Origin of the sequence: Vibrio superstes, assembly GCF_003569005.1 — a bacterium.
GTDB lineage: Bacteria > Pseudomonadota > Gammaproteobacteria > Enterobacterales > Vibrionaceae > Vibrio > Vibrio superstes.
In genome coordinates this window covers 2012771-2037302 of sequence record NZ_BCUR01000004.1, presented here as the reverse complement: position 1 = coordinate 2037302, position 24532 = coordinate 2012771, and the positions used below count along the sequence as shown (strand labels likewise).

At 45.7% G+C, this 24532-nt stretch carries 22 protein-coding genes; 16 read left to right on the top strand and 6 right to left on the bottom strand.

All coding sequences use genetic code 11. From position 1 onward, the window contains the following. Positions 1–18: 18 nt before the first annotated feature. Together D5I41_RS17345 and D5I41_RS17340 are read right to left on the bottom strand one after the other, a co-directional pair. Positions 19–1182: a threonine/serine exporter family protein gene (locus D5I41_RS17345; RefSeq protein ID WP_119010884.1), complete on the bottom strand. Its 1164-nt coding sequence runs from the start codon at positions 1180–1182 to the stop codon at positions 19–21. Positions 1183–1558: 376 nt separating this feature from the next. Next, complete coding sequence (locus D5I41_RS17340) at positions 1559–4336, bottom strand: insulinase family protein (RefSeq protein ID WP_119010883.1); 2778 nt, start codon at positions 4334–4336, stop codon at positions 1559–1561. Between the two features lie 204 nt (positions 4337–4540). Between D5I41_RS17340 and sixA the strand changes: the two genes are divergently transcribed. Further along, positions 4541–5005: a phosphohistidine phosphatase SixA gene (gene sixA, locus D5I41_RS17335; protein ID WP_017027792.1), complete on the top strand. Its 465-nt coding sequence runs from the start codon at positions 4541–4543 to the stop codon at positions 5003–5005. A gap of 67 nt (positions 5006–5072) precedes the next feature. Here sixA and D5I41_RS17330 read toward each other — a convergent pair whose 3' ends face one another. Both D5I41_RS17330 and smrB read right to left on the bottom strand, forming a co-directional pair. After that, positions 5073–5570, bottom strand: a complete 498-nt coding sequence (locus D5I41_RS17330; protein WP_119010882.1) for a fasciclin domain-containing protein — start codon at positions 5568–5570, stop codon at positions 5073–5075. Positions 5571–5656: 86 nt separating this feature from the next. Continuing rightward, positions 5657–6187 carry an endonuclease SmrB gene (smrB, locus tag D5I41_RS17325; protein WP_017027794.1) on the bottom strand — a complete coding sequence of 177 codons (531 nt, stop codon included), beginning with the start codon at positions 6185–6187 and terminating at the stop codon, positions 5657–5659. Positions 6188–6248: 61 nt separating this feature from the next. Here smrB and prmB point away from each other — a divergent pair, with 61 nt between their 5' ends. Both prmB and aroC read left to right on the top strand, forming a co-directional pair. Continuing rightward, positions 6249–7181: a 50S ribosomal protein L3 N(5)-glutamine methyltransferase gene (gene prmB, locus D5I41_RS17320; RefSeq protein WP_119010881.1), complete on the top strand. Its 933-nt coding sequence runs from the start codon at positions 6249–6251 to the stop codon at positions 7179–7181. Between the two features lie 134 nt (positions 7182–7315). After that, a complete protein-coding gene (gene aroC / locus D5I41_RS17315; RefSeq protein ID WP_119010880.1) occupies positions 7316–8401 on the top strand; it encodes a chorismate synthase in 1086 nt (361 codons plus the stop codon). A 110-nt stretch (positions 8402–8511) separates the two neighbouring features. Here aroC and D5I41_RS17310 read toward each other — a convergent pair whose 3' ends face one another. Continuing rightward, the gene (locus D5I41_RS17310; protein WP_119010879.1) at positions 8512–9135 is read right to left on the bottom strand and encodes a trimeric intracellular cation channel family protein; all 624 of its coding nucleotides are present in this window, start codon (positions 9133–9135) and stop codon (positions 8512–8514) included. Between the two features lie 216 nt (positions 9136–9351). Here D5I41_RS17310 and D5I41_RS17305 point away from each other — a divergent pair, with 216 nt between their 5' ends. From D5I41_RS17305 to D5I41_RS17295, 3 genes are all read left to right on the top strand, one after another. After that, positions 9352–9882 (top strand): elongation factor P hydroxylase, encoded by a 531-nt coding sequence (locus D5I41_RS17305; protein ID WP_119010878.1) that lies wholly within the window; start codon positions 9352–9354, stop codon positions 9880–9882. Positions 9883–9885: 3 nt separating this feature from the next. Further along, the gene (locus D5I41_RS17300; protein WP_017027799.1) at positions 9886–10152 is read left to right on the top strand and encodes a YfcL family protein; all 267 of its coding nucleotides are present in this window, start codon (positions 9886–9888) and stop codon (positions 10150–10152) included. A 128-nt stretch (positions 10153–10280) separates the two neighbouring features. Then, entirely contained in the window at positions 10281–10817 is a 537-nt protein-coding gene (locus D5I41_RS17295) for an NADPH-dependent FMN reductase (protein ID WP_119010877.1), read from the top strand. Between the two features lie 91 nt (positions 10818–10908). Here the strand turns inward: D5I41_RS17295 and mnmC are convergent, their stop codons facing one another. Next, positions 10909–12936: a bifunctional tRNA (5-methylaminomethyl-2-thiouridine)(34)-methyltransferase MnmC2/FAD-dependent 5-carboxymethylaminomethyl-2-thiouridine(34) oxidoreductase MnmC1 gene (gene mnmC / locus D5I41_RS17290; protein WP_186811104.1), complete on the bottom strand. Its 2028-nt coding sequence runs from the start codon at positions 12934–12936 to the stop codon at positions 10909–10911. A gap of 118 nt (positions 12937–13054) precedes the next feature. On the opposite strand from mnmC, the gene fabB reads away from it, so the two are divergent. From fabB to purF, 10 genes are all read left to right on the top strand, one after another. After that, positions 13055–14266: a beta-ketoacyl-ACP synthase I gene (gene fabB / locus D5I41_RS17285; protein WP_017027802.1), complete on the top strand. Its 1212-nt coding sequence runs from the start codon at positions 13055–13057 to the stop codon at positions 14264–14266. A 235-nt stretch (positions 14267–14501) separates the two neighbouring features. Further along, entirely contained in the window at positions 14502–15635 is a 1134-nt protein-coding gene (locus D5I41_RS17280) for a 4-phosphoerythronate dehydrogenase (RefSeq protein ID WP_119010875.1), read from the top strand. Beyond that, entirely contained in the window at positions 15632–16645 is a 1014-nt protein-coding gene (locus tag D5I41_RS17275; RefSeq protein WP_119010874.1) for an aspartate-semialdehyde dehydrogenase, read from the top strand. The genes D5I41_RS17280 and D5I41_RS17275 overlap by 4 nt, the downstream gene beginning before the upstream one ends. 215 nt (positions 16646–16860) lie before the next feature. Then, complete coding sequence (locus D5I41_RS17270; protein ID WP_235868942.1) at positions 16861–18552, top strand: FimV/HubP family polar landmark protein; 1692 nt, start codon at positions 16861–16863, stop codon at positions 18550–18552. 67 nt (positions 18553–18619) lie between these two features. After that, positions 18620–19411, top strand: coding sequence for a tRNA pseudouridine(38-40) synthase TruA (gene truA, locus D5I41_RS17265; RefSeq protein WP_119010872.1), 792 nt, complete (start codon positions 18620–18622; stop codon positions 19409–19411). Between the two features lie 168 nt (positions 19412–19579). Further along, a complete protein-coding gene (gene accD / locus D5I41_RS17260; protein ID WP_119010871.1) occupies positions 19580–20503 on the top strand; it encodes an acetyl-CoA carboxylase, carboxyltransferase subunit beta in 924 nt (307 codons plus the stop codon). Positions 20504–20546: 43 nt separating this feature from the next. Beyond that, positions 20547–21821 carry a bifunctional tetrahydrofolate synthase/dihydrofolate synthase gene (gene folC, locus D5I41_RS17255; protein ID WP_119010870.1) on the top strand — a complete coding sequence of 425 codons (1275 nt, stop codon included), beginning with the start codon at positions 20547–20549 and terminating at the stop codon, positions 21819–21821. After that, positions 21811–22410 carry an SPOR domain-containing protein gene (locus tag D5I41_RS17250; protein ID WP_119010869.1) on the top strand — a complete coding sequence of 200 codons (600 nt, stop codon included), beginning with the start codon at positions 21811–21813 and terminating at the stop codon, positions 22408–22410. The genes folC and D5I41_RS17250 overlap by 11 nt, the downstream gene beginning before the upstream one ends. Positions 22411–22473: 63 nt before the next feature. Then, entirely contained in the window at positions 22474–22965 is a 492-nt protein-coding gene (locus D5I41_RS17245; protein ID WP_119010868.1) for a CvpA family protein, read from the top strand. A 31-nt stretch (positions 22966–22996) separates the two neighbouring features. After that, positions 22997–24514 (top strand): amidophosphoribosyltransferase, encoded by a 1518-nt coding sequence (gene purF / locus D5I41_RS17240; protein ID WP_119010867.1) that lies wholly within the window; start codon positions 22997–22999, stop codon positions 24512–24514. Positions 24515–24532 lie beyond the last annotated feature (18 nt).

Below are 24532 nucleotides of genomic sequence, written 5' to 3'. Positions count from 1 at the left end.
TTGTGTTAGCTGTTAGTTTTATCTCTCAATCCTCGGTGAATAAATAGAATATGCAGTAATTTGCCCCGCCATAATCGCGGAGAACATGAACAGTGCTGACAATCCAATACTAGGGATCGGCAGTATCGATTGCTCAAACACGGATTCACTGGCACTGACTAGCACTCGGCTACCTGGTACTAGAATAATGATGCCTTGCAGGATATAGATGGATCCCGTCAGGTTCATTTTTTTTGCGATCCATGTGCCGTAGAGGGTAATAATGACTGTTGTAAGCCAAGTCCCTACAATCCAACCACTGCCAAAACCAAGGTAATACGGTCCCCACATGCCAAGTACAGCAACAGGCAATCCTAGTAGCATATCTCTTGGTTGTGCATTGAATATGATGCCGATAGCAATAGATATAAGGGGCAAGCCTGCAATATGCATCCATACTGGTACATCATTGGTATAGGTTAGGGAGTCACTCATCCCCCATATTGCTTCGCCCACCTGAACGCCCATGAAGATGCCGATAAAGAGCTTTATCAAGGTCAGCGCACTTTGTCCCAGTAAACTGGTGCCCGAGACAAGGTCGTTGAAGGCGAGACATTCTAGCGAGTTGGCGATGGATAAGCCGGGCACAAATAGCACGATCGCGGCGATACATAATGCATACACAGGAATGGGGAGTCCTTGGCTACTTAACCCGGCGACACAGATGCCCGTGAGCAACGCCGCAATAAATTCAACCGCGATGGTACGACGCCCACGCAGTACCCTCTGACAACCCCAAACCATAAACCCGAGAAAGAGTGAGCAGATGATGGCCTCAAGTGTACTGCCGATAAGCATTAGATAAGCTGGAGGAATGGACATATTTGCCAAAGCGACTGCCCAGATAGGGTAACGAAAAGGCTCTTGCTTGGTTGAGCCATTAGGTCTTCGTAGACGCTGTATGGTTTGTGCAAGCAGACTAAGGTCGATAGAAGCCGGCGCTAGGCGCTTCATAATGACTTTATTGTTGTCTTCGGGAAACTGGTAATTAATTGACGTTGGTAGTGCCTGCAGCATAACTTGAACGTTATGTTGTTTCGCATAATGTTGAGTGAATTTTTCTACCTTATAAGGTGGGCATCCACTCTTATGCAGAGTGTTTCCAAATTCCACTATTTTGTCGAACATTTCTTGCTGGGGCATGGCTACTAACAAAGATGATTAAGACTGTCGCGAATGTAACAGATAAAGAGTATCAAAGCCAAAACATGCGCCTAGCTTTGATACTGTTTTTGCCCTTATTTCAATCCGTTGCTAGGGTCTGTTGACCTTTTGAGGTTATTTTTGTAGCGCTTTGTTGGGTATTAATACAAGGCAGTCGCTTTTAGGTGTGGTGGTTCCACATGAAAAGTGACTAACGCGGTAGAAATGCCCAACAAAGCGCTACCCGAAGGGCTCGTCCAGAAGCCATTTACTCTTCGTTGAGCGACTTTTGCTTAGATGACTAGGCGGCAATTCCCTCGCCTTGATTAAATGGCTTCTGGTCGAGCAAAATTTAATCGCAAAAGGTCAACAGACCCTAGCCAAGCTCCACATCTTTAGGCATAAGCTGAAACTCTTCAATAGAGCCTATTTCTTTACCGAGTTTCAATGGCGGAGCATCGTGGTGTTGGTTTCCTTGCGTGTGCATAACAAGGCGGTTCGCTGTTCTTGGCTTGAGCTGTTCAACAACAAAGCGAATCATATCTGCGCGTGTGAGATCTCGAATCTTATCGACCACAATCTCTCTGTTATTAAACTCTTTATCTTTATTGCCAATAGAGACCCACAGTCGTTGGCCTTTGGTTCTCAGGTTATTGTCCGGTGCCATTATTTGATTGAGTAGCCCTTGCTTACTGTTTTGCCATTGTGCTTCGGTGAGCTCTAACAGCACCATATAAAACGCATTCAAGAATTCATCGATTGATGCAACAAGGTCTATAGGGGCAGCTACGGGGGATTGTACGTAGAGGACAATTCCGGGAATGCGATTCAGTGGCATGTTTCCTGTTCCCACCATGTAGCCCAGCTGCTGCTTGGTGCGGATTTCATTGAAAAATGCCGACGACATTAAATGATTAGCTAGGGTGAAGGTGGCAATTGATGTGGGGCTAGAGTCTTTACCTTGGTGATAAATAGCCACAGCAGAATCGTCTTGATTACATTTGACTTCCCGCTGGAATGTCCCTTGACTGCCTAGCTTCACTAGAGGGCGCAGTGACTCTTTGTATACTTGGTTTTCTACACGTAATGCATTCTTTAACTCATCAGAGATTTGATGGGCCGCTTGTTGAGTCCAGTCGCCGAATACAAACATCTCTACGTAGAGTTTGCCCAGTAGCATAGAGACAAATTCCGGAAGTTGCTCAATGGTCACTTCTTCAAGGGCATCAGCAAGTACAGCTGCTGGTGGATTATTGGGTTGTAAGATCCCCGATAATTGGTTGAACAGCTGTGAAAGTGGTCTATCTTTGCTGGCATTTCGCCATTTTCGAAGGATCTGAGCTTTAATCGTGTCAAAGCGTTGCTGCTCAAAATTGCGAGTGGCAAACTTTTCTAAGATCATCTTCAATAACTGAGGCTGCTTTTCACTAAAGCCAGAAATAGTCAGGGTTAAGCCCCCTTGATGGGCATAAATGTTGTAGCTCATGCCCGCGATCTCGGCCTGATAAGACTGGCGAGACAAAGCCTCCATGAACAACTCAACACACAGGCGCAGCTTCACTATACTTTGCGGGTCTTTAACTGAGCATGGACTATCAATGGCGATGTAGAGTGATCCCTTGGGTACGCGAAAGTCCGGCTCTTGAAGGTGCCAAAGCCTTAAACCAGGCAACTCTTCAATGAGCGTCGGTAGCTTTCTGCGTTCTTCTAGTGGTTTTGGATCTAAGTCGTAGCAAATAAACGGATTTTTACTCGGCAGTGCAAACTCATCATAAGCGCGTGGATTGTTCCATAGCTGAACTTGCTCGGAACTTAATTTTTTAGATGAGTAAGGGGTAAAGTACCAATCCGCTTCTTTGTCATACTCGAGCCCTTTTGCGGTCACCCAAACGCGGAGGTTTTCCACGCAAAAATACGGCACAAAACTTTCAATTAGTGAACGGTCAAAATCGCTCATGCGGTAGTCACCATATAACACTTCTTCAATAGGGTAGTGTTGTAGGTTCATCACCAGATAACTGGCAAGATCCATCGGCTTTACTGACTCTTGGAAGCGAAATGCAGACTCTAAAACCGCTTGCTTCTCATGATAGCGCCAGTCTTCAATGCCCTGTTCAAACACCAGTTTCATGTAGGAAAAGATCATCTCAATGATGTCATCAATATGGTCAAGTCCTTCGGGTGTGAGCAGACAGCCGATAGTAAATTCTCGGAAGTTGCCGCCACTGATACCGCCACCGGCAGCTAAAGAGGTAACCCAGTGTTTATTTTTAAGGGCCAAAGTCAGGCTTCCCGGCCCTTCATAACCAATAAGGTGGGCAAAATAAGACAGAGGCTTAGTGGCGTAATGCTTATCCATATTGGGAAAAGAGAAGGACAGGCTTAGCTTTCGCACTTCTTTTTCCGGTTCTATCTGGATATACAGTTGCTGCTCTTGCTCGGTGAGCAATGGGGTGGTGAGGGTTTTACCATTAAAGTCTTTATTGGGGATATCAGAAAACAAGCCAGAGGCTAGTTCTTCAAGTTCGTCTAAGGATTGAGGGCCAACCAATACTGCCGTCATGAGATCAGCTGAGTATTTTTCATCGTGAAAACGAATGATTTCGTCTCTGATTGAACCACTTTCTCTGTCACTTAGCGTTTCTTCGTTCCCCACAGAGAATTTGGAAAACGGATGAGCAGGGTTAACTAGCTCTTTTTGTACCTGATAGAAGCGGCGAGAATCATCATGGATCTTCATCTGGTACTCAGAGTTCACCGCCTGCCTTTCTTTATCTAAGGCTTCTTGGTTAAACAGCGGAGAAATAAAAAACTGGCTGAATCGAGATAAAGCCGGCTCAAAGAAGTCAGGAGAAACATCGAAGAAGAAGCAGGTGTGCTCAGTGCCCGTCCAAGCATTATTGCTGCCCCCATGCTGGCTTATGAACGTTTGGAATTCGCCGACTTTAGGATAAGCCTTAGTGCCAAGAAAGAGCATGTGCTCGAGGTAATGCGCAAGCCCTTCACGGTCAGCGGGATCATCAAAGTGTCCTACTCTTACCGCAAGTGAGGCAGATGAACGGAGTGCTTCGGGGGCCTGAACCAAGATAACCTTAAGTTGATTGCTTAGGGTTAAGGGACGATAGCTGTTTTTATCATTCGGGCTTTGATGCACTTAACGCTCTCCTTTGAGTTACTCACGTCCAAAGAGGTTAATCTCTAGCGAGGTAAACTATTGTTTTGTATATCAAGTATGGCGGAGCAATGACGTCTAGCAAACCTAAAAAGTAAATTTTTATTGAAATGCTAGCTCAATCAGAGATAACCCTACGGGTTATGGTGTACTCTTTCATGAGGTAGTCACAAGTTTAGGATAGAAATGAACGTATTTATCATGCGCCATGGAGAGGCGGGAAGCTTTGCCATAAGCGATGCAGAACGTACTCTGACTCAGCGTGGAGAACAGCAATCATTAGAGGTCGCTAAAGCTGTGGTAGGGCAGGGTGTATCCCATTTTGATCTCGTGTTAGTCAGTCCCTATATTCGAGCTCAGCAGACATGGGATGTGATTAAAGAGCAGTTCTCGGCGACAAAGGTTGAGGAGTGTGCGGATATTACGCCTTATGGTCAGTCCGATGACGTCTATCAATATGTTTGTGCAATCGCAGACACCCAGCAGCCAAAGTCTATTCTTCTTGTCTCACATTTGCCTTTAGTGGGCTACCTTACCGCTGAATTTGTCAATGATATGAGTGCGCCCATGTTTCCAACCTCGGGCTTTGCTGCTATAGACTTTGATCTTGAGAGCAGTAACGGCGAGTTGATGTGGCATATCGCACCTTAATTTACAGACAGCAAATTTAAATACAAAAACGGCGACATTATGGTCGCCGTTTTCACAATGTGGTTTGTTATTTAGGCATAATCACCGTATCAATAACGTGAATAACGCCATTCGATGCTTTGATGTCAGTAGCGGTCACCGTGGCATTATCTACCATTACTGTGCCGTCCATTACTTTGATCATCACCGTGCCACCTTGTACTGTTTTCGCCTCACTCAGTTTCACAACATCTGCAGCCATTACCTTTCCTGCCACCACGTGGTAGGTCAAGATAGCGACTAGCTTATCCTTATTTTCCGGTTTTAGTAGCATATCCACTGTGCCGTCGGGCAATTTGGCAAACGCTTCATTGGTGGGGGCAAAAACAGTGAACGGGCCCTCGCCTTTGAGCGTATCAACCAGTCCTGCTGCCTGAACCGCAGCGACTAGCGTTGAAAAATCGTCGTTGCCTGCAGCCACATCAACAATGTCTTTTTTCATGCCGTGATGGCCAGCATAAATATTAAAACTCAGCGCCAGTAAACCGACGAACCAAACTGCTTTTTTTGCGAGTTGTGAGAACATAACGTATCCCTCGTGTTGTCTTATTGAATATCCAAACGCTTTGGATACATGCAACATTGATTACGGATCGAGGGAACAAAGGATCATTATTTTTCCGGAATAGAGAGTAATACCAGCAGCGCACCCGCACCGCCAAACTCGAGAGGAGCTTGGTGATAAGCCATGACATCAGGGTGTTGCGCTAGCCACAATGGAACCTTCTGTTTGAGAATATGCTTGCCAATGCCGTGCATTACGCTGGCACAGTGGACGTTTTCTTTGATGCAGTGCGCAATCATAGCGCCAAGTTCACGCTTCGCTTCTTGTTGAGTCATGCCGTGCATGTCTAAATAAACGTCGGGTACGTAAACGCCACGTCGCAATCGCTTCACTTCGTATTTAGACACATCGCTTCGCGCATAACGGGTCGGACCGTCATCACTGAGCATAGGCTCGAACTCGTCAGAGAAGAAAAATTCGTTGTCTTTGGCTTCTCTACTGAACCTTTGCTGTTGTTTTTGCTTTGTCTCTCTTTTTGGCGGTTGGATTATGGTATCCTGTTGCAACTTTTTTACGCCCTGTACTGCTTCTTTAAACAAAGCAAAGTCATCATCACTTGGCTTATCGGATTTGTTCATGGGATTAGTTTTCTGATCTATCTTTGATTGGGCAGTATTGTAGCGCTTTTTGGAGAAAATTTTGGATAAGATTTTTGTAGATGAAGCAGTGTCGGAACTTCACACACTGCAAGACATGATTCGTTGGACAGTTAGTCGATTCAACGCGGCGGGACTATTTTATGGTCACGGCACAGATAATGCGTGGGATGAAGCTGTACAATTAATCCTGCCTTCACTCTATCTACCCCTAGATGTGCCTTCGCATGTCTTAAACTCGCGCCTGACTAGCAGCGAACGCTTACGCGTAGTAGAGCGAGTCATTCAGCGTATTAACGAACGCACTCCAACCGCTTACTTGACCAACAAGGCATGGTTCTGCGGTATGGAATTCTTTGTTGATGAAAGAGTACTGGTGCCACGCTCGCCAATTGGTGAGTTGATCGAAAGTCATTTCCAGCCATGGTTGGTTGACCAGCCAACTCGTATCATGGATATGTGTACAGGTAGTGGTTGTATTGCCATTGCGTGCGCGCATGCGTTCCCTGATGCTGAAGTTGACGCGATTGATATTTCTTCTGATGCGTTAGAAGTGGCAGAGCAAAATATTCAAGATCACGGCCTAGAGCTTCAAGTGACGCCGATTCGTTCAGACTTGTTCCGCGATTTGGTTAAAGAGAAATACGACTTGATTGTGACTAATCCGCCATACGTGGACGAAGAAGACATGAACAGTCTGCCAGAGGAATTTAAGCATGAGCCTGAGTTAGGCTTAGCGGCTGGTACTGATGGCCTTAAGTTGGTGCGTCGTATCCTTGCCAATGCCCCTAATTACTTATCAGACAATGGGATCCTGATTTGTGAAGTGGGCAATTCAATGGTTCACATGATAGAACAGTACCCACAAATTCCATTCACTTGGATTGAATTTGCGAACGGTGGTCATGGCGTATTCATGCTAACTCGCGAGCAGCTCGTTGACTGCGCAGATGAATTTGCTCTGTATATCGACTAGTTTTAAGAACTAAATTGAATAACGGCACCCATGGAGGTGCCGTTTTTTGTTGTCAAAGATCTTTACAATAGAGTGTGATAAGGCGAGTATGAAAGACATTAGCTCGCACAAAACAGACTTACAATGAGGAAGTAATGGCAGGAAACAGCATTGGCCAGCATTTTCGCGTAACCACATTTGGCGAAAGCCATGGTATCGCTTTGGGTTGTATCATCGATGGATGCCCTCCTGGTTTAGCCTTAGATGAGGCCGACCTTCAAAAAGACCTAGACCGCCGCCGTCCGGGTACCTCTCGTTATACAACCGCTCGTCGCGAACCCGATGAGGTGAAGATCCTCTCTGGCGTATTCGAAGGACAAACGACAGGTACTTCAATTGGTCTGTTGATCGAAAATACCGATCAACGCTCAAAAGATTATTCTGAGATCAAAGACAAATTCCGCCCAGGTCATGCTGATTACACATACCATCAAAAGTATGGTGTGCGTGATTATCGTGGTGGTGGTCGCTCTTCTGCTCGTGAAACTGCCATGCGTGTAGCCGCAGGTGCGGTAGCGAAAAAGTATCTAGCACAAGAGTTTGGTGTTGAAATCAAGGCTTACCTCACTCAAATGGGTGACGTAAAGATTGAGAATATCGATTTTGACGAGATTGAAAATAACCCGTTCTTTTCCCCAGATGCAGCAGCGGTTGAAAAATTTGATCAACTGATTCGCGATCTGAAAAAAGACGGCGATTCAGTAGGCGCAAAACTGCAGGTAGTCGCAAAGAGCGTGCCTGTTGGTTTGGGCGAGCCTATCTTTGACCGCCTAGATGCCGATATTGCCCATGCACTTATGAGTATCAATGCTGTTAAGGGCGTTGAAATTGGTGATGGTTTTGAAGTGGCTGCACAGAAAGGCAGCGAGCATCGCGATGAGCTAACACCGGATGGCTTTGCATCAAACCATGCTGGTGGCATATTAGGTGGTATCTCAACTGGTCAAGATATTGTTGCCAACATTGCACTTAAGCCGACATCGAGCATTACCGTACCGGGTAATACTATCAACCGTCAGGGTGAAGCGACGCAGTTAATCACTAAAGGTCGTCACGACCCATGTGTGGGCATTCGCGCAGTGCCGATTGCTGAAGCTATGCTAGCGATTGTGGTGCTTGATCATTTGCTTCGTCATCGTGGACAAAACTTTGGTGTGACGACAGAGACGCCGAAGATTTAAACTTAGCTGTAATTGATATTTTAAAGGCCTTGAATAGAAATGTTCAGGGCCTTTTTTCTTGTCTGATGCAGTTTAAAGTTGATTCATATGCACTCGCATGAGTTTTGTTTTTAGTGCAGTGAGCTTTCCGCTTCTAGATGAAACGAAGGCAAGCGCCATTTAAATCGTACTGCTGCCATTCTCAATAGATAACCAACAACCAAGGTGGTTATCGTCGCAGTAACATCGCTAATGCCGAACTCAAGTAGGGTTAGGTACAAACCCGATGCGATTAATGCCACTGAGGCATATAACTCTTGGTGCAATACCAGAGGTGTTTGACGACAGATTAAGTCTCTTAAAAGCCCGCCAAAAACACCAGTAACCAAGGCTGAGACCATACAGATAAGAGCATGGTGTCCCATGCCCATCGCCACCTTAGTACCGATAATACTAAATACGATCAGTCCCAGAGCGTCTAAGCGAATAAAGACTCCCTTGAGCTTGATTACCCATTTGGCAAATCCCGTAGTGAGTATGCCTGCAATACAGGTAATCACTAAAAACTCTGGATTTTTCACCCAGCTTAGTGGGTAGTGGCCGAGCAAAATATCACGGACTGTTCCACCACCTATGGCCGTTGCACTTGCTACTAGCATTACTCCAAACCAATCCATTTTGCGTCGACCTGCGCTTAATGCGCCAGTCATAGCTTCTGCTGTAATTCCAATGATATACAAAACACTTAGTAGCATGTTGTGAGACTCTAATCGTGACCAGTTATGCTGGTAGGTGGGAAAATTAGGCGTGAGTGTAGAGTGAAATTCGAACGCTGACGAATGAGATTTTGTACCGACGCAATCGTTTGTCAGATTACTAAATCTAATGACGGGCTGATTACTGTGGGTTTACCTATTGTCTTAAAAAAGAGACAATATTGTTTTACACAGATACAACGACCAAAGCTCGCTATGACTCACGAGTACTCAGATCTAATCACTCTATTCAACGATACTTTTTATAGTTCGTTCAATACCAAGCTAGAACTTGGTGGAGATGAGCCAATCTATCTCCCTGCCGATGAATCAAATAACCATCATCGTATTGTTTTTGCCAGAGGCTTTTATGCCTCTGCATTGCATGAGATAGCGCACTGGTGCGTAGCAGGGCCTGAGCGACGCCTTATTGAAGATTTCGGCTATTGGTATGAGCCAGATGGTCGCGACGCCAATACACAGGCGGAATTCGAAAAAGTGGAAATCAGGCCACAAGCCTATGAATGGATACTTTCACAAAGTGCTGGGTTTCGGTTTCAAGTCAGCTGTGACAACTTGCACGGCGCGTTTGAGCCAGATAGATTAGGTTTTATGAAGAAAGTGCATGCAGAGGTCATCGACATTTTAGAGAAAGGCTTGCCAACTAGGGTCGAGATGCTTTCTAATGCGCTTCGGGAACATTACAGTGTTCCTTCACTTACTCAAGAAGACTTTAAGGTACTTTAAACCATGATTTTACAACTCGAAGAACAACTCCTTGACACTATTGACCAAACCGTTGCGACAGCCTCGGATGATGAGTTGTTTGCTGGTGGTTATCTGCGTGGTCACATTTCCCTTGCCGCCGCTGATTGCGAATATGAAGCCGTTACTGAAGTCGCCGTATTCAAACAAAAAATTGAACAAAGTTTGGCGGATGCGCAATCTGAACTGACTCCAGCAGATCGCGTTATCGTGGCAGATATGTGGGATGGCTTATCAAAGGCGATCGTTTAGTCTTTAACTCGCCCCGTTTACTTGTTCAATTTTTTTGATGAAGTTGTTATAACTGACTCTATGGTCAAATGCTCTGATCTTATTATTATGAACGTAACACTAAGAGACAGTTAAAATAGGAAGTCATCATGAAAGTAGTCGCGTTTGGAGCCAGCACAAGCTCAACCTCTATCAACAAAACTTTAGCCGCTTATGCCGCTCAGCAAATTCCTGGTGCCGATGTTGAAGTCATTGACCTAATTGATTTCCCTGCGCCGCTGTTCAGCGAAGACACAGAGAAAGAAATAGGTCATTCTGCGTCGGCGCAAAAGCTGATTGCTAAGATTGGTCGTGCTGACGCTGTGATTGTCTCGTTTGCGGAACATAACGGAAGCTACACTGCAGCATTCAAAAACCTATTTGACTGGGCGACCCGCATCGAGCGCAATGTGTTCCAGAACAAACCTGTTGTGTATCTAGCCACTTCACCGGGCCCTGGTGGTGCACAGAGTGTACTGGCAAGCGCAGTAAGCTCAGCACCGTATTTTGGCGCTGACGTTAAAGCGTCACTGTCTATCCCAAGCTTTTACGATGTTTTTGACGTTGAGAGCAATGAGTTCAAGGAGACTGAACTTAAAGGGAAGGTTCAAGAAGCGGTCGATACCTTAGTGGCAGAGGTCGCGTAAACTTCTCCCGCATCGAACGAAAACAAAAATGGGCTCATCTCTAAATAAAGAGTGAGCCCATTTTTATTATCCAAACTTATATATCTAGATTCTATTTATCGAGCCCAGGAATGGGTTTGCCTTTTCTCAGTTTTCGTACCCACATCCGACTTGGATGCACCACCTCAAGCATATCGGTAGACATAGGCAACGGCTGCCCAAGGATCTGAGAAGCCAATACCTCAGCTAACATTGGAGCCGATGTTAGGCCCCGCGACCCCAATCCCAACAAGCAAAACAGATTTGTGTATTGGCTGACGGGGGTTGGCTCAGCGCTGTTTCGCTTATACAAGTTTGCATACTGCTCGAGTATCGGTTCAAACTGTCCTACATTGCCCGCGAAAGGGAGGTGATCTCGGGAAACACTGCGAACACCCTGTCGCGAATCGTTGTCGCTCACATCGACCTCTGATGTCCACGCTTGCTCAGGTATGCATTGCTGTAGCTTAGAAGCGTTTTGCTGCTGAGCTTGTGGATCAAACGCTGTGGTCAAGTCGCTACGATCATAACTGGCACCAATACAATGTTTATCTAACGGACTCTTTGGTGTTAGGTAGCCATCGTAACAAACTACAGTTTTTAGTTGTTGTAGATGCTCATTGGTAGGAATATGGCTGACTTGCCCTTTTACCTTGCCCAATGGTATTGATTGGCTTTGAGTAAATTGGTCAAACAGATGGCCATTTGCAATGACAACAACAGAATGCTCAAACGCCCCTTTGCTAGTCTCAATGTGCCATTTTTGATCCTGTTCCGTTAAGTCGGTGACTTCATGGCTAAGCTTTAACGTCAGCTTTCTTTGTTCGCTAAGCAGTTTAAACACGCCTGCAGTACATTGCTGAGGGGATAACCAGCCGCCAAGAGAATAAAACACAGAACCAAAGGAGCAATCCAAGCCCGCTGTTTCGCTGGTTTGCTGTGGGTTTAACGACTTGATAAGCTCTTGTGGATATTGTCCCTGCACTAAGCGAGAGAGTTTTTTGTGCTCTGCTTCATTCCAAAAAAGCTGAGTCACTCCGCACCAGTCATGGTCAAAATCAACCTTACTCGCAATCTGGTCATAGAACTGCCTCGCGAAGGTAAAGCCATTAGCAAACACTTGAGACACAGCATTGTTATTGCCATTAAGAAGAGGGTAGAGCGCCCCTTGTCGGTTTCCTGAAGCGCCTTCAGCGAGAGATTCATCTTTGCAATAGAGGGTGACACTCGCCCCTTTTTGAATCAATGAATATGCTAAGCAAGCACTGGCAATGCCACCACCAACAATTGCAATATCCCCAAGGTGCTCTACTTTTTTCGTCGCAGATTCACGCTCAAACAGTGGCGATAGATTGCCGTAAGGCTGCTTGTTAACCATCGAGCCTGCAATCATTTCGCGCTTGTGACCAAAGCCTTTCACTTTTTTCATCTCAAAACCCGCTTCATTCAAGCCTCGACGCACAAACCCAGCTGCGGTAAAGGTGGCAACGCTACAGTCTTGCTTGGCTATTTTGGCCATGCCATTAAACAGGTCTTGATTCCACATTTCGGGGTTTTTGCTCGGGGCGAACCCGTCCAAGAACCAAGCATCGATAATGCCGTCTTGGTATGTTGGGACTCGAGGCAGGTTATCTTTAATATCACCGAGCCATAAATCTAAGGTAATGGCGCCATCGGCTAAGATCAGGCGCTGACATTCCGGTAATGCCATAGGGTAGTGCTGCTGAAGTTCGATAGCGTACTTTTCCAGCTCCGGCCATGCTTTGTGTGCTTGCTTAAGGTCATGGAGGGTAACAGGAAATTTTTCAAAGCTGATAAAGTGCAGTTGAGTCAGGCTACTTTGTGGATTTTCTGCTCTAAATTGCTCAAACTCTTTCCATACCGCCAGAAAGTTTAGACCGGTTCCAAAGCCCGTTTCAGCGATGACAAATCGCGATTGGTCATATTTGTGCCATCGTTCTGGGATATGGTTTTGAGTAAGAAAGACATAGCGAGTCTCAGCAAGCCCGTCATTATTGGAAAAATAAACGTCATCGAATTGTTCAGAGATAGGGGTGCCGGAGTCGTTCCAATCCAGCTGTGCATGTTTAATTTTGGGCATATTGATCATAGAATGAGTCGTTAACTGTAGAGATTGTACAAATATCTAGGAAAGCTGACCACTTTATCCGGCCTTTCTGGTTATCATCTAGCGGAAATTTGAATTATAGGAATGTCACATGAAACGAGTCGTGATCACCGGTATGGGTATTGTTTCCAGCATCGGTAACAACGTCGAAGAAGTACTAGAGTCTCTAAAAGCTGGCAAATCTGGTATTGAAGCCTCAGAACAATTTAAAGAAAAAGGGCTGCGTTCTCAAGTTTGGGGCAGTCTGAAGATTAATCCAGCAGAACATATCGATCGCAAGCAAATGCGTTTCATGGGTGATGCGGCAGCTTACGCATTCATTTCTATGGAACAAGCCATTGCTGACTCAGGCCTGGCTCCAGAGCAGGTTTCTAACGAACGCACAGGTATTGTTGCAGGCTCTGGTGGTGCATCTTCACTAAACCAAGTAGCGGCTATAGATATCCTAAGAGAGAAAGGCGTTAAGCGTGTGGGTCCTTACATGGTAACTCGTACCATGGGCTCTACAGTATCAGCTTGTCTAGCAACACCATTCAAAATTAAAGGTGTTAACTACTCAATGAGCTCTGCATGTTCTACATCAGCTCACTGTATCGGTCACGCTATGGAGCTTATCCAACTAGGCAAACAAGATGTTGTTTTTGCTGGTGGCGGTGAAGAGCTTGATTACAGCATGTCGATGATGTTCGATGCGATGGGTGCACTGTCTACTAAATACAACGATGAGCCGACTCGCGCTTCACGTACCTACGATGCAAACCGCGATGGTTTCGTTATCTCTGGTGGTGGCGGTATGATGGTTATCGAAGAGCTAGAGCACGCTCTTGCTCGTGGCGCAAAAATCTACGGTGAGCTTGTCGGATACGGTGCTAACTCAGATGGTCACGATATGGTGGCTCCATCAGGTGAAGGTGCGGTTCGCTGCATGAAGATGGCTCTGCAGAATGTTGACTCTGTAGATTACGTGAACACGCACGGTACATCGACTCCTGTTGGTGATGTGAAAGAGCTAGGCGCAATCCAAGAAGTATTTGGTGGCAACAGCCCTGCAATCTCAGCAACCAAAGCAATGACAGGTCACGCACTAGGTGCGGCAGGTGTACATGAAGCTATCTACACTGCGCTTATGCTAGAGCACGGCTTTGTTGCGCCAAGCATCAACGTTGAAAATCTAGACGAAGCAGCTGCCGGTCTTGATATTGTGACTGAGAAGCGCGACCAAGAACTGAAGACCGTGATGTCTAATAGCTTCGGCTTCGGCGGTACTAACGCAACGCTAGTGTTCAAAAAGTACGAAGGCTAATCCCCATAGTGTACAAGTCATTCCCGAGTGTTTTTATCGGGAATCTGGTTTTGGGCATTACAATTGAAAAGTCCCGACTGGTACGCCAGCCCGGACAAGCCCTCGGGGACGACGGTTGTCATTTCTACAAATAAAAGTAGCAACCCAATAAACTACTTTAAGGCCCGACAGGCTTTGCTTGTCGGGCCTTTTATTATTAATCTATAACCCTGCCAATCACTTTGAAGCCCTGTAAATGAAAATTGTAATTGATGAAAATATGCCTTACGCCAAAGAGTTATTTGGCCAGCTAGGTGAGGTTATCGCGTTATCTGGACGTACTATCAATGCTGATGACCTAGTCGACGTTGATGCCCTGATGATTCGCTCTGTCACTAAAGTGAACAGTGAGTTGTTGTCTAAAGCCAACAAGCTTAAGTTCGTGGGTACTGCAACGGCAGGCCATGATCACCTTGACGAAAAAGCACTTGAGGCAAAGGGCGTTGCTTATACTCATGCCCCTGGCTGTAACAAGGTTGGTGTGGCGGAGTATGTCATTTCATCATTGATGGTGCTTTCTCAGCAGCAAGGTTTCACAATATTTGAAAAAACGGTTGGCATCATAGGTGCAGGGCAAGTGGGTAGCTATTTAGCCAAGTGCCTTTCTGGCATCGGTATTAAAGTGATGCTTAACGACCCATTAAAAGAGGCTGGGGGTGATACTCGTCAGTTTACCGCTTTGGATGAATTGCTAGAACAAAGTGATGTAATTTCTCTGCACACGCCAATCACCCGAGATGGGGAGTATCCAACACATCATCTCATCGACACTATGCGTTTACAGGCAATGCGTGCTAATCAAATTTTGATTAATGCAGCCCGTGGACCGATTGTAGATAATTCTGCGCTAAAACAGAGGCTACAACGCAATGATGGTTTCACTGCAGTGCTGGACGTGTTTGAATTTGAGCCAGAGGTCGATCTTGAGCTTCTTCCACTGCTGGCTTTTGCAACGCCACACGTTGCTGGATATGGTCTAGAGGGTAAAGCCCGTGGCACGACCATGATCTTTAACTCTTTTTGTCAGTTAATCGAGAGTCCACTTTCTGCCAACGCTGCTGATCTTTTGCCTATCGCGCCAGTACCTGAAATGCACTTATCTCGCCCTTGGGATGAAGCAACACTGCACAACATCACTCAATTGATCTATGATGTGCGCAAAGACGATGCCTTGTTTCGCCGGAAGATTGGGGAAACGGGTGCATTTGACCAAATGCGCAAAGAATACTGGGACCGCCGAGAGTATGGTGCGGTGACGCTGATCGGTGATGCGTCTTGTAATCTGCAACCCTTGCAAGAATTAGGTTTTAAGGTAGAGGTAAGTAAATGAGTCAAAAATTTAATGTGGCTATTTTAGGCGCGACTGGTGCTGTGGGCGAAACACTACTAGAAGTGCTTAAAGAGAGAGATTTCCCAGTAGGAGATCTGCATTTACTGGCCAGTGAGCGTAGTAAGGGTAAGAGCTACCGTTTTAACGGTAAGAGCATCGAAGTACAAAATGTTGAAGAATTCGATTGGTCTCAAGTACACATCGCTCTATTTTCAGCAGGCGGAGAGTTGTCTGCGCGCTGGGCACCTGTTGCGGCAGATGAAGGGGTTGTAGTCATCGACAATACTTCGCACTTCAGATACGACTACGACATCCCTCTAGTTATTCCTGAGGTGAACCCTGAGGCGATTGCGGAATTCCGTAACCGTAATATCATTGCAAACCCAAACTGTTCTACTATCCAAATGCTAGTGGCTTTGAAGCCCATTCATGATGAAGTAGGCATTGAACGCATTAACGTATCGACCTACCAGTCAGTTGCGGGTGCGGGTAAATCAGGTATTGATGAACTAGCAGGCCAAACAGCGAAGCTACTTAATGGTATTCCTGCAGAGCCTGAAACGTTTTCTCAGCAAATTGCGTTTAACTGTATTCCTCAGATCGATACGTTTATGGATAACGGTTACACCAAAGAAGAAATGAAGATGGTTTGGGAAACACAAAAGATCTTCAATGACCCTTCAATCATGGTGAACCCTACGTGTGTTCGCGTTCCTGTTTTCTATGGCCACGCAGAAGCCGTTCACGTAGAAACGCGTGCTCCTATTGATGCCACTCATGCTATAGAGCTGTTTGAGCAAACAGAGGGTATTGAGGTTTTCCAAGGAGAAGACTTCCCAACTCAAGTACGTGATGCTGGCGGCAAAGACCATGTTATGGTCGGTCGTGTACGCAATGATATTAGTCATCAAAGCGGCCTTAACCTATGGGTTGTTGCTGATAATGTCCGCAAAGGTGCAGCAACTAACGCAGTACAAATCGCTGAATTGTTGATTCGCGATTACTTCTAAACGGTGACTGCTTCTATGAAGTAACGCTCGTCTGATTGATAAAGCCAGAGTTGCCTCGTGTATCTCTGGCTTTTTCTTTTTAGGTAAGATAAAGCTCAATGATTAACCATTAGCGGTATTTGCAACACATTTTTAACGTAAATTGGCATGCTGTTGTTGTCTTTTGTTGTAAATTTTAGCAAATTAGAACTATTCATCGCCTAAGGTAAGTCTAGTTGCGCTCTCAAATGGAATTGTATCGTCGTACCCTTGTTATCATTGCTTGTATTCTGTTTTCTGTTGTTTCGCAGGCTGAAGAAATTCGCCTTGTTGGACCGAGTGGAAAACTACAAGCGGTTCCTACCTATATTGTCCCAGACAACCTTGATGGCACGGCGCTTAATCGCGACCAAAACAGGCTTTCCACTCAAAGAACGTATGGCCCAACCGCTATAGATGAGACCTTGTGGTCTATTGGCCAAACGGTAAGAACTAGCAATCAACAATCTGTCTATAAGATGGTATTGGCTATCTACAGAGCGAACCCTACCGCCTTTGAAGACAGGAATATTCATCTGCTGAAACCTGGAAGCACCATCACTATTCCAGCAGATGCCGAGGTAGAAAAGCAGAACGTTGCAGAAGCGGTTCGTTTGTTCAAAATTCATGAGCGAAAAGCGAGTTACCTTGCCAAGGTGGCCAATGAAAATGCACCTACTCAGATTAATGTTGAAGACCTTGGAGCCCGAGAAATTCAGCAAAAACAAATAGAGTTTTTGCAGCAGCAATTGCAATCGTCGCAAAGTGAATATAATTCTCTGCAACAAAATAATCAGGACCTACTAAAGGCTATCGGCACAATTCGCACCGACGTAGTGGAGCTAAAAGGTCAACTAGACCTTGAGTCTGAGCGCCGCGCCAATGTAGAAAAGATACTCATTGAGCAGCGTAATATACCTGCTTCAACAATTAATCAAGACGGGGCAACCTTACTCACGAATGTGTGGGTGATTGTTGCGTTATCTGCGGTAGTCACTGCCTTGATTATGTTGTTGATCATTAGGCTGACCCTTTCCATTCGACCTGTTCCTCAGATCGGCAAAGAACCTTCTACACCTAAGGCATTAAACCCAGCGCCTGTTGCTCGAGGTGATGATGAGCCAGAGATTGAAAATGTAGACCCAGTCGAAGCGAAGAGAGAATTGGCCACTGACGAAGAATCTACACAGACTGAACCTAGGCATACTGAACCACAGCAAGGCACGGTAAATCCTTTAGATAAAGAGTTTGAGCAAGAGCTTGATAAAATCTTGGCGGATAAAACAGATAGCGAGCATGACGAGCTAATAGAAGCGGACGTCAAATTCAGCTCTCAACCAGAAGTCGAATCAGAAGACGTTGTTCATGACGAAGACCTGCCAGAATATGGTGAGAAAGAGGCGTTAGCTGATGCCAGAAAAGAAGCCTTAGAACTGTTAGCTGAAGACGATACTGATACGATTTCTGAATCCAAGCCTGCAGATGACGAGCCAGCGCCTGAATCACAAGAGATTACCCCTAATGATGAAGTTGTGTCGCAGCAGACCCCTGTTGAGAGTGAACCATCAGTAGAACATAAGCCTCACAGTCCTTATAAGACTATCGATGAAGTGATTGCTGAGGGAGACTCAGAGCCTGCGACTAACCCAGATGAAGAAGAGTTAGACCTTAGGGTTGGGCTTGATGAATTCCCAGATGTGATTGGTAAAGTAGAACTAAAAGACGTTGATTTGGAGGGTGAAGTCGCAAGTCAGTTAGATCTTGCTACGGTTTACATTCAAATGAACGACCTAAACCACGCCAGTAAGTTGTTAAAAGGGGTGTTGGAAAAGGGTACGCAAGAGGAGCAACAGCGCGCTCAGCAGTTGTTGGAGTCTATTCGCTCTTAATGAAATTTGTGAGGTTAACGTGCATCGTTTATACTGCCCGCCCCAAATTTCAACTGGATTGTGACTGATGAGAATCGCCTTAGGCATCGAATACGATGGTGCAAAATATTATGGTTGGCAAAGACAGAACGAATTCGATTCTGTTCAAGAGCGTTTAGAGAAAGCGCTCTCCATAGTGGCGAATCACCCAGTAGAGGTTCAATGCGCAGGCCGCACAGATGCTGGCGTACACGGCACCGGACAAGTAGTGCATTTTGATACTACCGCCTCTCGTAAGATGCTGGCTTGGCAAATGGGCGTGAACGCTAACATGCCTGGTGATATTGCTGTACGTTGGGCCACAGAGGTATCTGAAGACTTTCACGCACGATTCAGTGCGACAGCAAGGCGCTATCGCTACGTTATCTATAACCATGCTTTGCGCCCTGCAATCCTAGCAAAAGGGGTGAGCCATTATCATGGCGACCTTGATGTAGAAAAAATGCATCAAGCTGCCCAGTTCTTGTTAGGAGAGAATGACTTTACGTCATTTAGAGCTGCACATTGTCAGTCGCATAGTCCGTTTCGTAATATGATGCATATTAACGTGACTCGTCATAATCATTATATCGTTGTCGATATCAAGGCGAATGCCTTCGTCCATCATATGGTACGAAACATCGTCGGTAGTTTGCTGGTGGTAGGCCGCAATGAGCAACCGGTAGAATGGATTGAATGGCTATTGTCACAGAAAAATCGCTCTCTAGCAGGAGCAACGGCGAAAGCTCATGGATTATATTTGGTAAAAGTGGACTACCCAGAGGAATTCGCTATTCCTGAATTGCCTATGGGGCCGCTATTTTTACCCGAAGAATTGTGATGAAACGCAAATATAGCGTCAATTTGACGTCATTTTGCGGTAATAATTAAGTAGTAAGGGATAGGTACAACCAGTTTTTTATCTACACTAGAGTGGATCTATGGTTTAATCCTTGCAAATTATCAACCTCTTGCCGTTGCGGCGAGAGCTTAATGAAAAAGGTCTTTCATGAGTTGGCTTGAGAAGATTTTCAACAAAAGCAGTATTTCAACGTCTCGCAAGGCGAATGTTCCTGAAGGTGTATGGACGAAATGTACCTCTTGTGAACAAGTTTTATATCAAGCAGAGCTACAGCGTAACTTAGAGGTTTGCCCTAAGTGTGATCATCACATGCGCATCTCTGCACGTAACCGTTTAGACAGTTTTCTAGATGCAGATGGCCGTGAAGAGCTAGGTGCAGAGCTAGAGCCTCAAGATAAACTGAAGTTTAAAGATACTAAGCGCTATAAAGATCGTATCACTACTTACCAAAAGAGCAGTGGCGAGAAAGACGCATTGATCGCAATGAAGGGTGCTATACACGGTATGCCTGTTGTAGCGTGTGCGATGGAGTTTAAATTCATGGGCGGCTCTATGGGCTCGGTTGTGGGTGCACGCTTTGTTCGCGCTGTAGACGCTGCAATTGAAAACAACTGTGGCTTAGTGTGTTTCTCTGCAAGTGGCGGCGCTCGCATGCAAGAGGCGCTAATGTCTCTAATGCAGATGGCAAAAACCAGTGCAGCACTTGAACGACTTTCAAAGAAAGGTTTGCCGTTCATTTCTGTTATGACAGACCCAACTATGGGTGGCGTATCAGCAAGCTTTGCGATGCTAGGTGATATCAATATTGGTGAACCTCGTGCGGTTATCGGTTTTGCAGGACGTCGTGTTATCGAACAAACGGTTCGTGAAGATCTACCTGAAGGCTTCCAAACCAGTGAGTTCCTACTTGAGCATGGTGGCATTGACATGATCGTTGATCGCCGTGAAATGCGTCAAAGAGTGGGCGGCTTATTGGCTAAGTTGACTAACCATTCATCACCTTTAGTGGTTTCTGTTAACGAAGGCCCAAAAGAGGCTGAATACGAAGTACCCGTAGCGCCAGAAAAATAGTACAGTACTCATTATCTGCCAGTAATTAGCGTTATATAGATAGATGAGTTCACATATCCCACAAGCCACATCATCCCTAACGGTGTGGCTTGATTATTTACAGTCCATTCATACCAGTGCGATAGACCTAGGTCTTGACCGTGTATCCCAAGTAGCCCAGAAAGCGACGCCTAGCCTGACTAAGCCAGCGCCCAAAGTGATCACCGTTGCCGGAACCAATGGCAAAGGCTCAACGTGTGCCATTATGGAGGCCATATTGCTCGACGCTGGATATAGCGTTGGCGTATACAGCTCACCGCACCTTATTCGCTACAACGAACGCGTTCGAATCAATGGTGCAGAGCTTGCTGACGAGTCTCATGTTGCCGCTTTTGATGTTATTGAAAAATTAAGAGGTGACATCAGTCTCAGCTTTTTTGAATACGCGACCTTAGCTGCTTTGCACTTATTCCAGCAGAAAAAAGTTGATGTTGTGCTTCTTGAAGTGGGTCTTGGCGGTCGTCTAGATGCAACCAATATCGTGGATCACGACGTCAGTATCATTACTAGCCTTGCGGTGGACCATGTTGACTGGCTTGGTGATGACATCAATGTCATTGGCTTTGAAAAAGCGGGTATCTTTAGAGCAGGCAAACCAGCGATTTGCGGTCAACCTAATGCACCGATGACAGTAGCCGCTCATGCCGATGATATCGGTGCGACGTTTTATCAAGTGGAGTATCAATATTCTTATCAAGAAGACGGAGAGCTGTGGCACTGGCAGTCCGGCAGCTTTGATGTCACCGATTTGCCAAAACCGAATCTTCCGTTAGCCAATGCAGCGACTGCTTTGATGGCGTTGGGCGTCTCTGATTTAGACCTTACCGATGTGAATATCGTTAATGGCCTAAAGAGTGCCAAGCTTGCGGGAAGAATGCAGTATTTGTCGCAACAGCCAACGGTGATATTAGATGTTGCGCATAATCCTCACTCTGCCGAATACTTGGTTGCGCAACTGCAACAGCGCTATCCAGAGCAAAAAATAAGAGCGGTTGTTGGAATGCTTCATGATAAAGATGTCGCAGCCACACTCGAAGCGCTCTCGAGTTGCACGCAGCATTGGTATCCTGCTTCGCTAGAAGGTCCTAGAGCGGCATCAGCCGATGAACTGTGTCAATACCTCGACAAGGGCACGGTAGGATTTGAAAACCCTGTGGAAGCGTTTGAGCAAGCCATGAGTGATGCAGGGAAAGAGGACATCGTCGTCGTATTGGGATCATTTTTTACCGTAGGGGCCGTGTTGGAACATTGGCAAACAAGGAGAAACAATGGCGAGTAAATTTCAAAGTCGCTTAGTCGGTACCATAGTACTCGTTGCCGTCGGAGTTATCGTACTCCCTGACGTGTTAGATGGTGAGAAGCTTCACTACAAAGAAGAGTTTGTTGCCATTCCAATCAAGCCTCAGCTTGAGTCGGAAGTCGAATCTTTTGAGATTCAAGACCCTGTAGAAGAAGAGGTGTCTTTGCCTCCAGAACCGGTTGAAGAAGTGATTCATGAAAGTGAAAAGACTCAAACAGCTCAGGTAGAGAAAAAAGTGGAACCTGCTCCGAAACCTAAGGCTGAGCCGAAACCTAAACTTGAAGTGGTTGAAGTTAAGGAGCGTAAGGTAGAAGAACGCAATGACTACGAAGACAGTGCCTGGATTATTCAGTTGGTCGCCGTTAGCAGTAAAGAGAACGCGGATGGAATGGTTAAGGATCTGCGTAATCGTGGTTTTATAGCCAGCGTTCGTAAGGCGGGTAACATTTATCGCGTCATCGTTGGCCCGGATGTCTCTCGTTCAAAGTTAGAATCGCAACTGCCTGAATTGAAAAAGCTCACAGGCGAACAAGGCCAGATTCAGACATTTAAGCCACTAAAACCATAAAGAAAACGTTTGCGTCGCGCATTTTTCTGTTAGAATGCGCGCCAGCATGAGGAAGTAAAGCTCATGAATTGGATAGATTTTACTATTTTAGGTGTGATCGGCATCTCTGCGCTGATCAGTTTGGTACGAGGTTTTGTTAAGGAAGCGCTCTCGTTAGTGATTTGGTTTGGCGCCTTTTTTATTGCCAGCCAGTACTACACTAGACTAGCGGTGTACTTTACAAACATCCAAGATGACATGGTCCGAAATGGAGCCGCAGTTGGCGCTCTGTTTGTGGCAACGCTAGTCGTTGGTGCAGTCATTAACTACACCATAGGACAGTTGGTCCAAAAGACAGGTCTGTCAGGAACAGATCGCGTGCTTGGGATCGTGTTTGGTACTTTGCGTGGCGTATTGATCGTTGCCGCAGTACTGTTTTTTATGGATGCCTTCACCAGTTTGTCAAATTCGGACTGGTGGCGCCAATCGCAATTGATTCCAGAGTTCAGTCGTCTGATCGCACCGTTTTTCGAACATCTTAAAGAAACGTCTAGCTTTTTATCCGGAGTGGTATAAAGCTTAACTGGCCAATACTGAGGGTTTAGACATGTGTGGTATTGTTGGAATTGTAGGCACAACTCCTGTTAATCAATCGATTTATGATGCGCTTACGGTTTTGCAGCATCGTGGACAAGATGCTGCGGGTATTATTACCATAGATAGCAATCGTTTTCGTCTGCGTAAAGCAAACGGTCTAGTTAAGGATGTGTTTGAAGCAAAACACATGCAACGCTTACAAGGCAACGTAGGTATCGGACACGTTCGTTACCCTACGGCAGGTAGTTCAAGTGCGTCTGAAGCACAGCCTTTTTACGTGAACTCTCCTTTTGGTATCACGTTGGCTCACAACGGCAACCTAACTAACGCTGCTGATGTTCGTCAGAAGCTATTTGAACAAGATCGTCGTCATGTAAATACAACTTCTGACTCTGAAGTTCTATTGAATGTATTGGCTCATAACATTGATATGACAAAAACATTCAACATTACTGAGAAAGATGTGTTTGATGCGGTTGAGCGTGTTCATCAGACCATTCGTGGTGCATATGCAGTAACCGCAATGATCATTGGTCATGGCATGGTTGCATTTCGCGACCCTAACGGCATTCGTCCTTTATGCCTCGGTAAGCGTGAAGTTGAAGGCGGCACAGAATACATGGTGGCATCTGAGTCAGTAGCACTCGATGCTGTCGGTTTTGACTTCATGCGTGATGTAGCACCAGGTGAAGCGGTATACATTACTTTTGATGGACAACTGTACACTCAACAATGTGCAGAAAACCCACAATTGAACCCATGTATCTTTGAGTTCGTTTATTTTGCTCGCCCTGATTCTTTCATCGACAAGGTCTCTGTATACAGTGCTCGTGTTGAGATGGGTAACAAGTTAGGCGAGAAGATCAAGCGCGAATGGGATGATTTGGATATCGATGTCGTTATTCCAATTCCAGAAACATCTTGTGATATTGCTCTGCAGATTGCTCAGATTATTGATAAGCCATACCGTCAAGGTTTCGTTAAGAACCGCTATGTAGGTCGTACCTTCATCATGCCGGGTCAGCAGCAGCGTAAGAAATCAGTACGTCGTAAACTGAACGCAATTCGCTCTGAATTCAAAGGTAAGAATGTACTGCTAGTCGATGATTCTATCGTTCGTGGTACGACATCCGAGCAAATCATTGAGATGGCTCGTGATTCAGGTGCAAACAAGGTTTATATCGTTTCAGCGGCACCAGAGGTGCGCTTCCCGAACGTGTACGGTATTGATATGCCAAGTGCTAATGAGTTGATTGCTCACGGTCGTGAAGTTGATGAGATTTCTGAGCTTATCGGCGCTGATGGACTGATGTTCCAATCATTAGAAGATCTTGTTGCTGCAGTAGGCGAGGGCAATCCTGATATTAAGACGTTTGAGACCTCTGTGTTCAGTGGCCAATACGTGACAGGTGATGTGGACCAAGAGTACTTAGACTTCCTTGATTCATTGCGCTCTGACGATGCAAAAACAGAGCAGAACATTGCTCAAGACTTAGCAAACTTAGAGATGTATAACGAAGGCGCGTAATGCTGCTTCAGCTCGAAT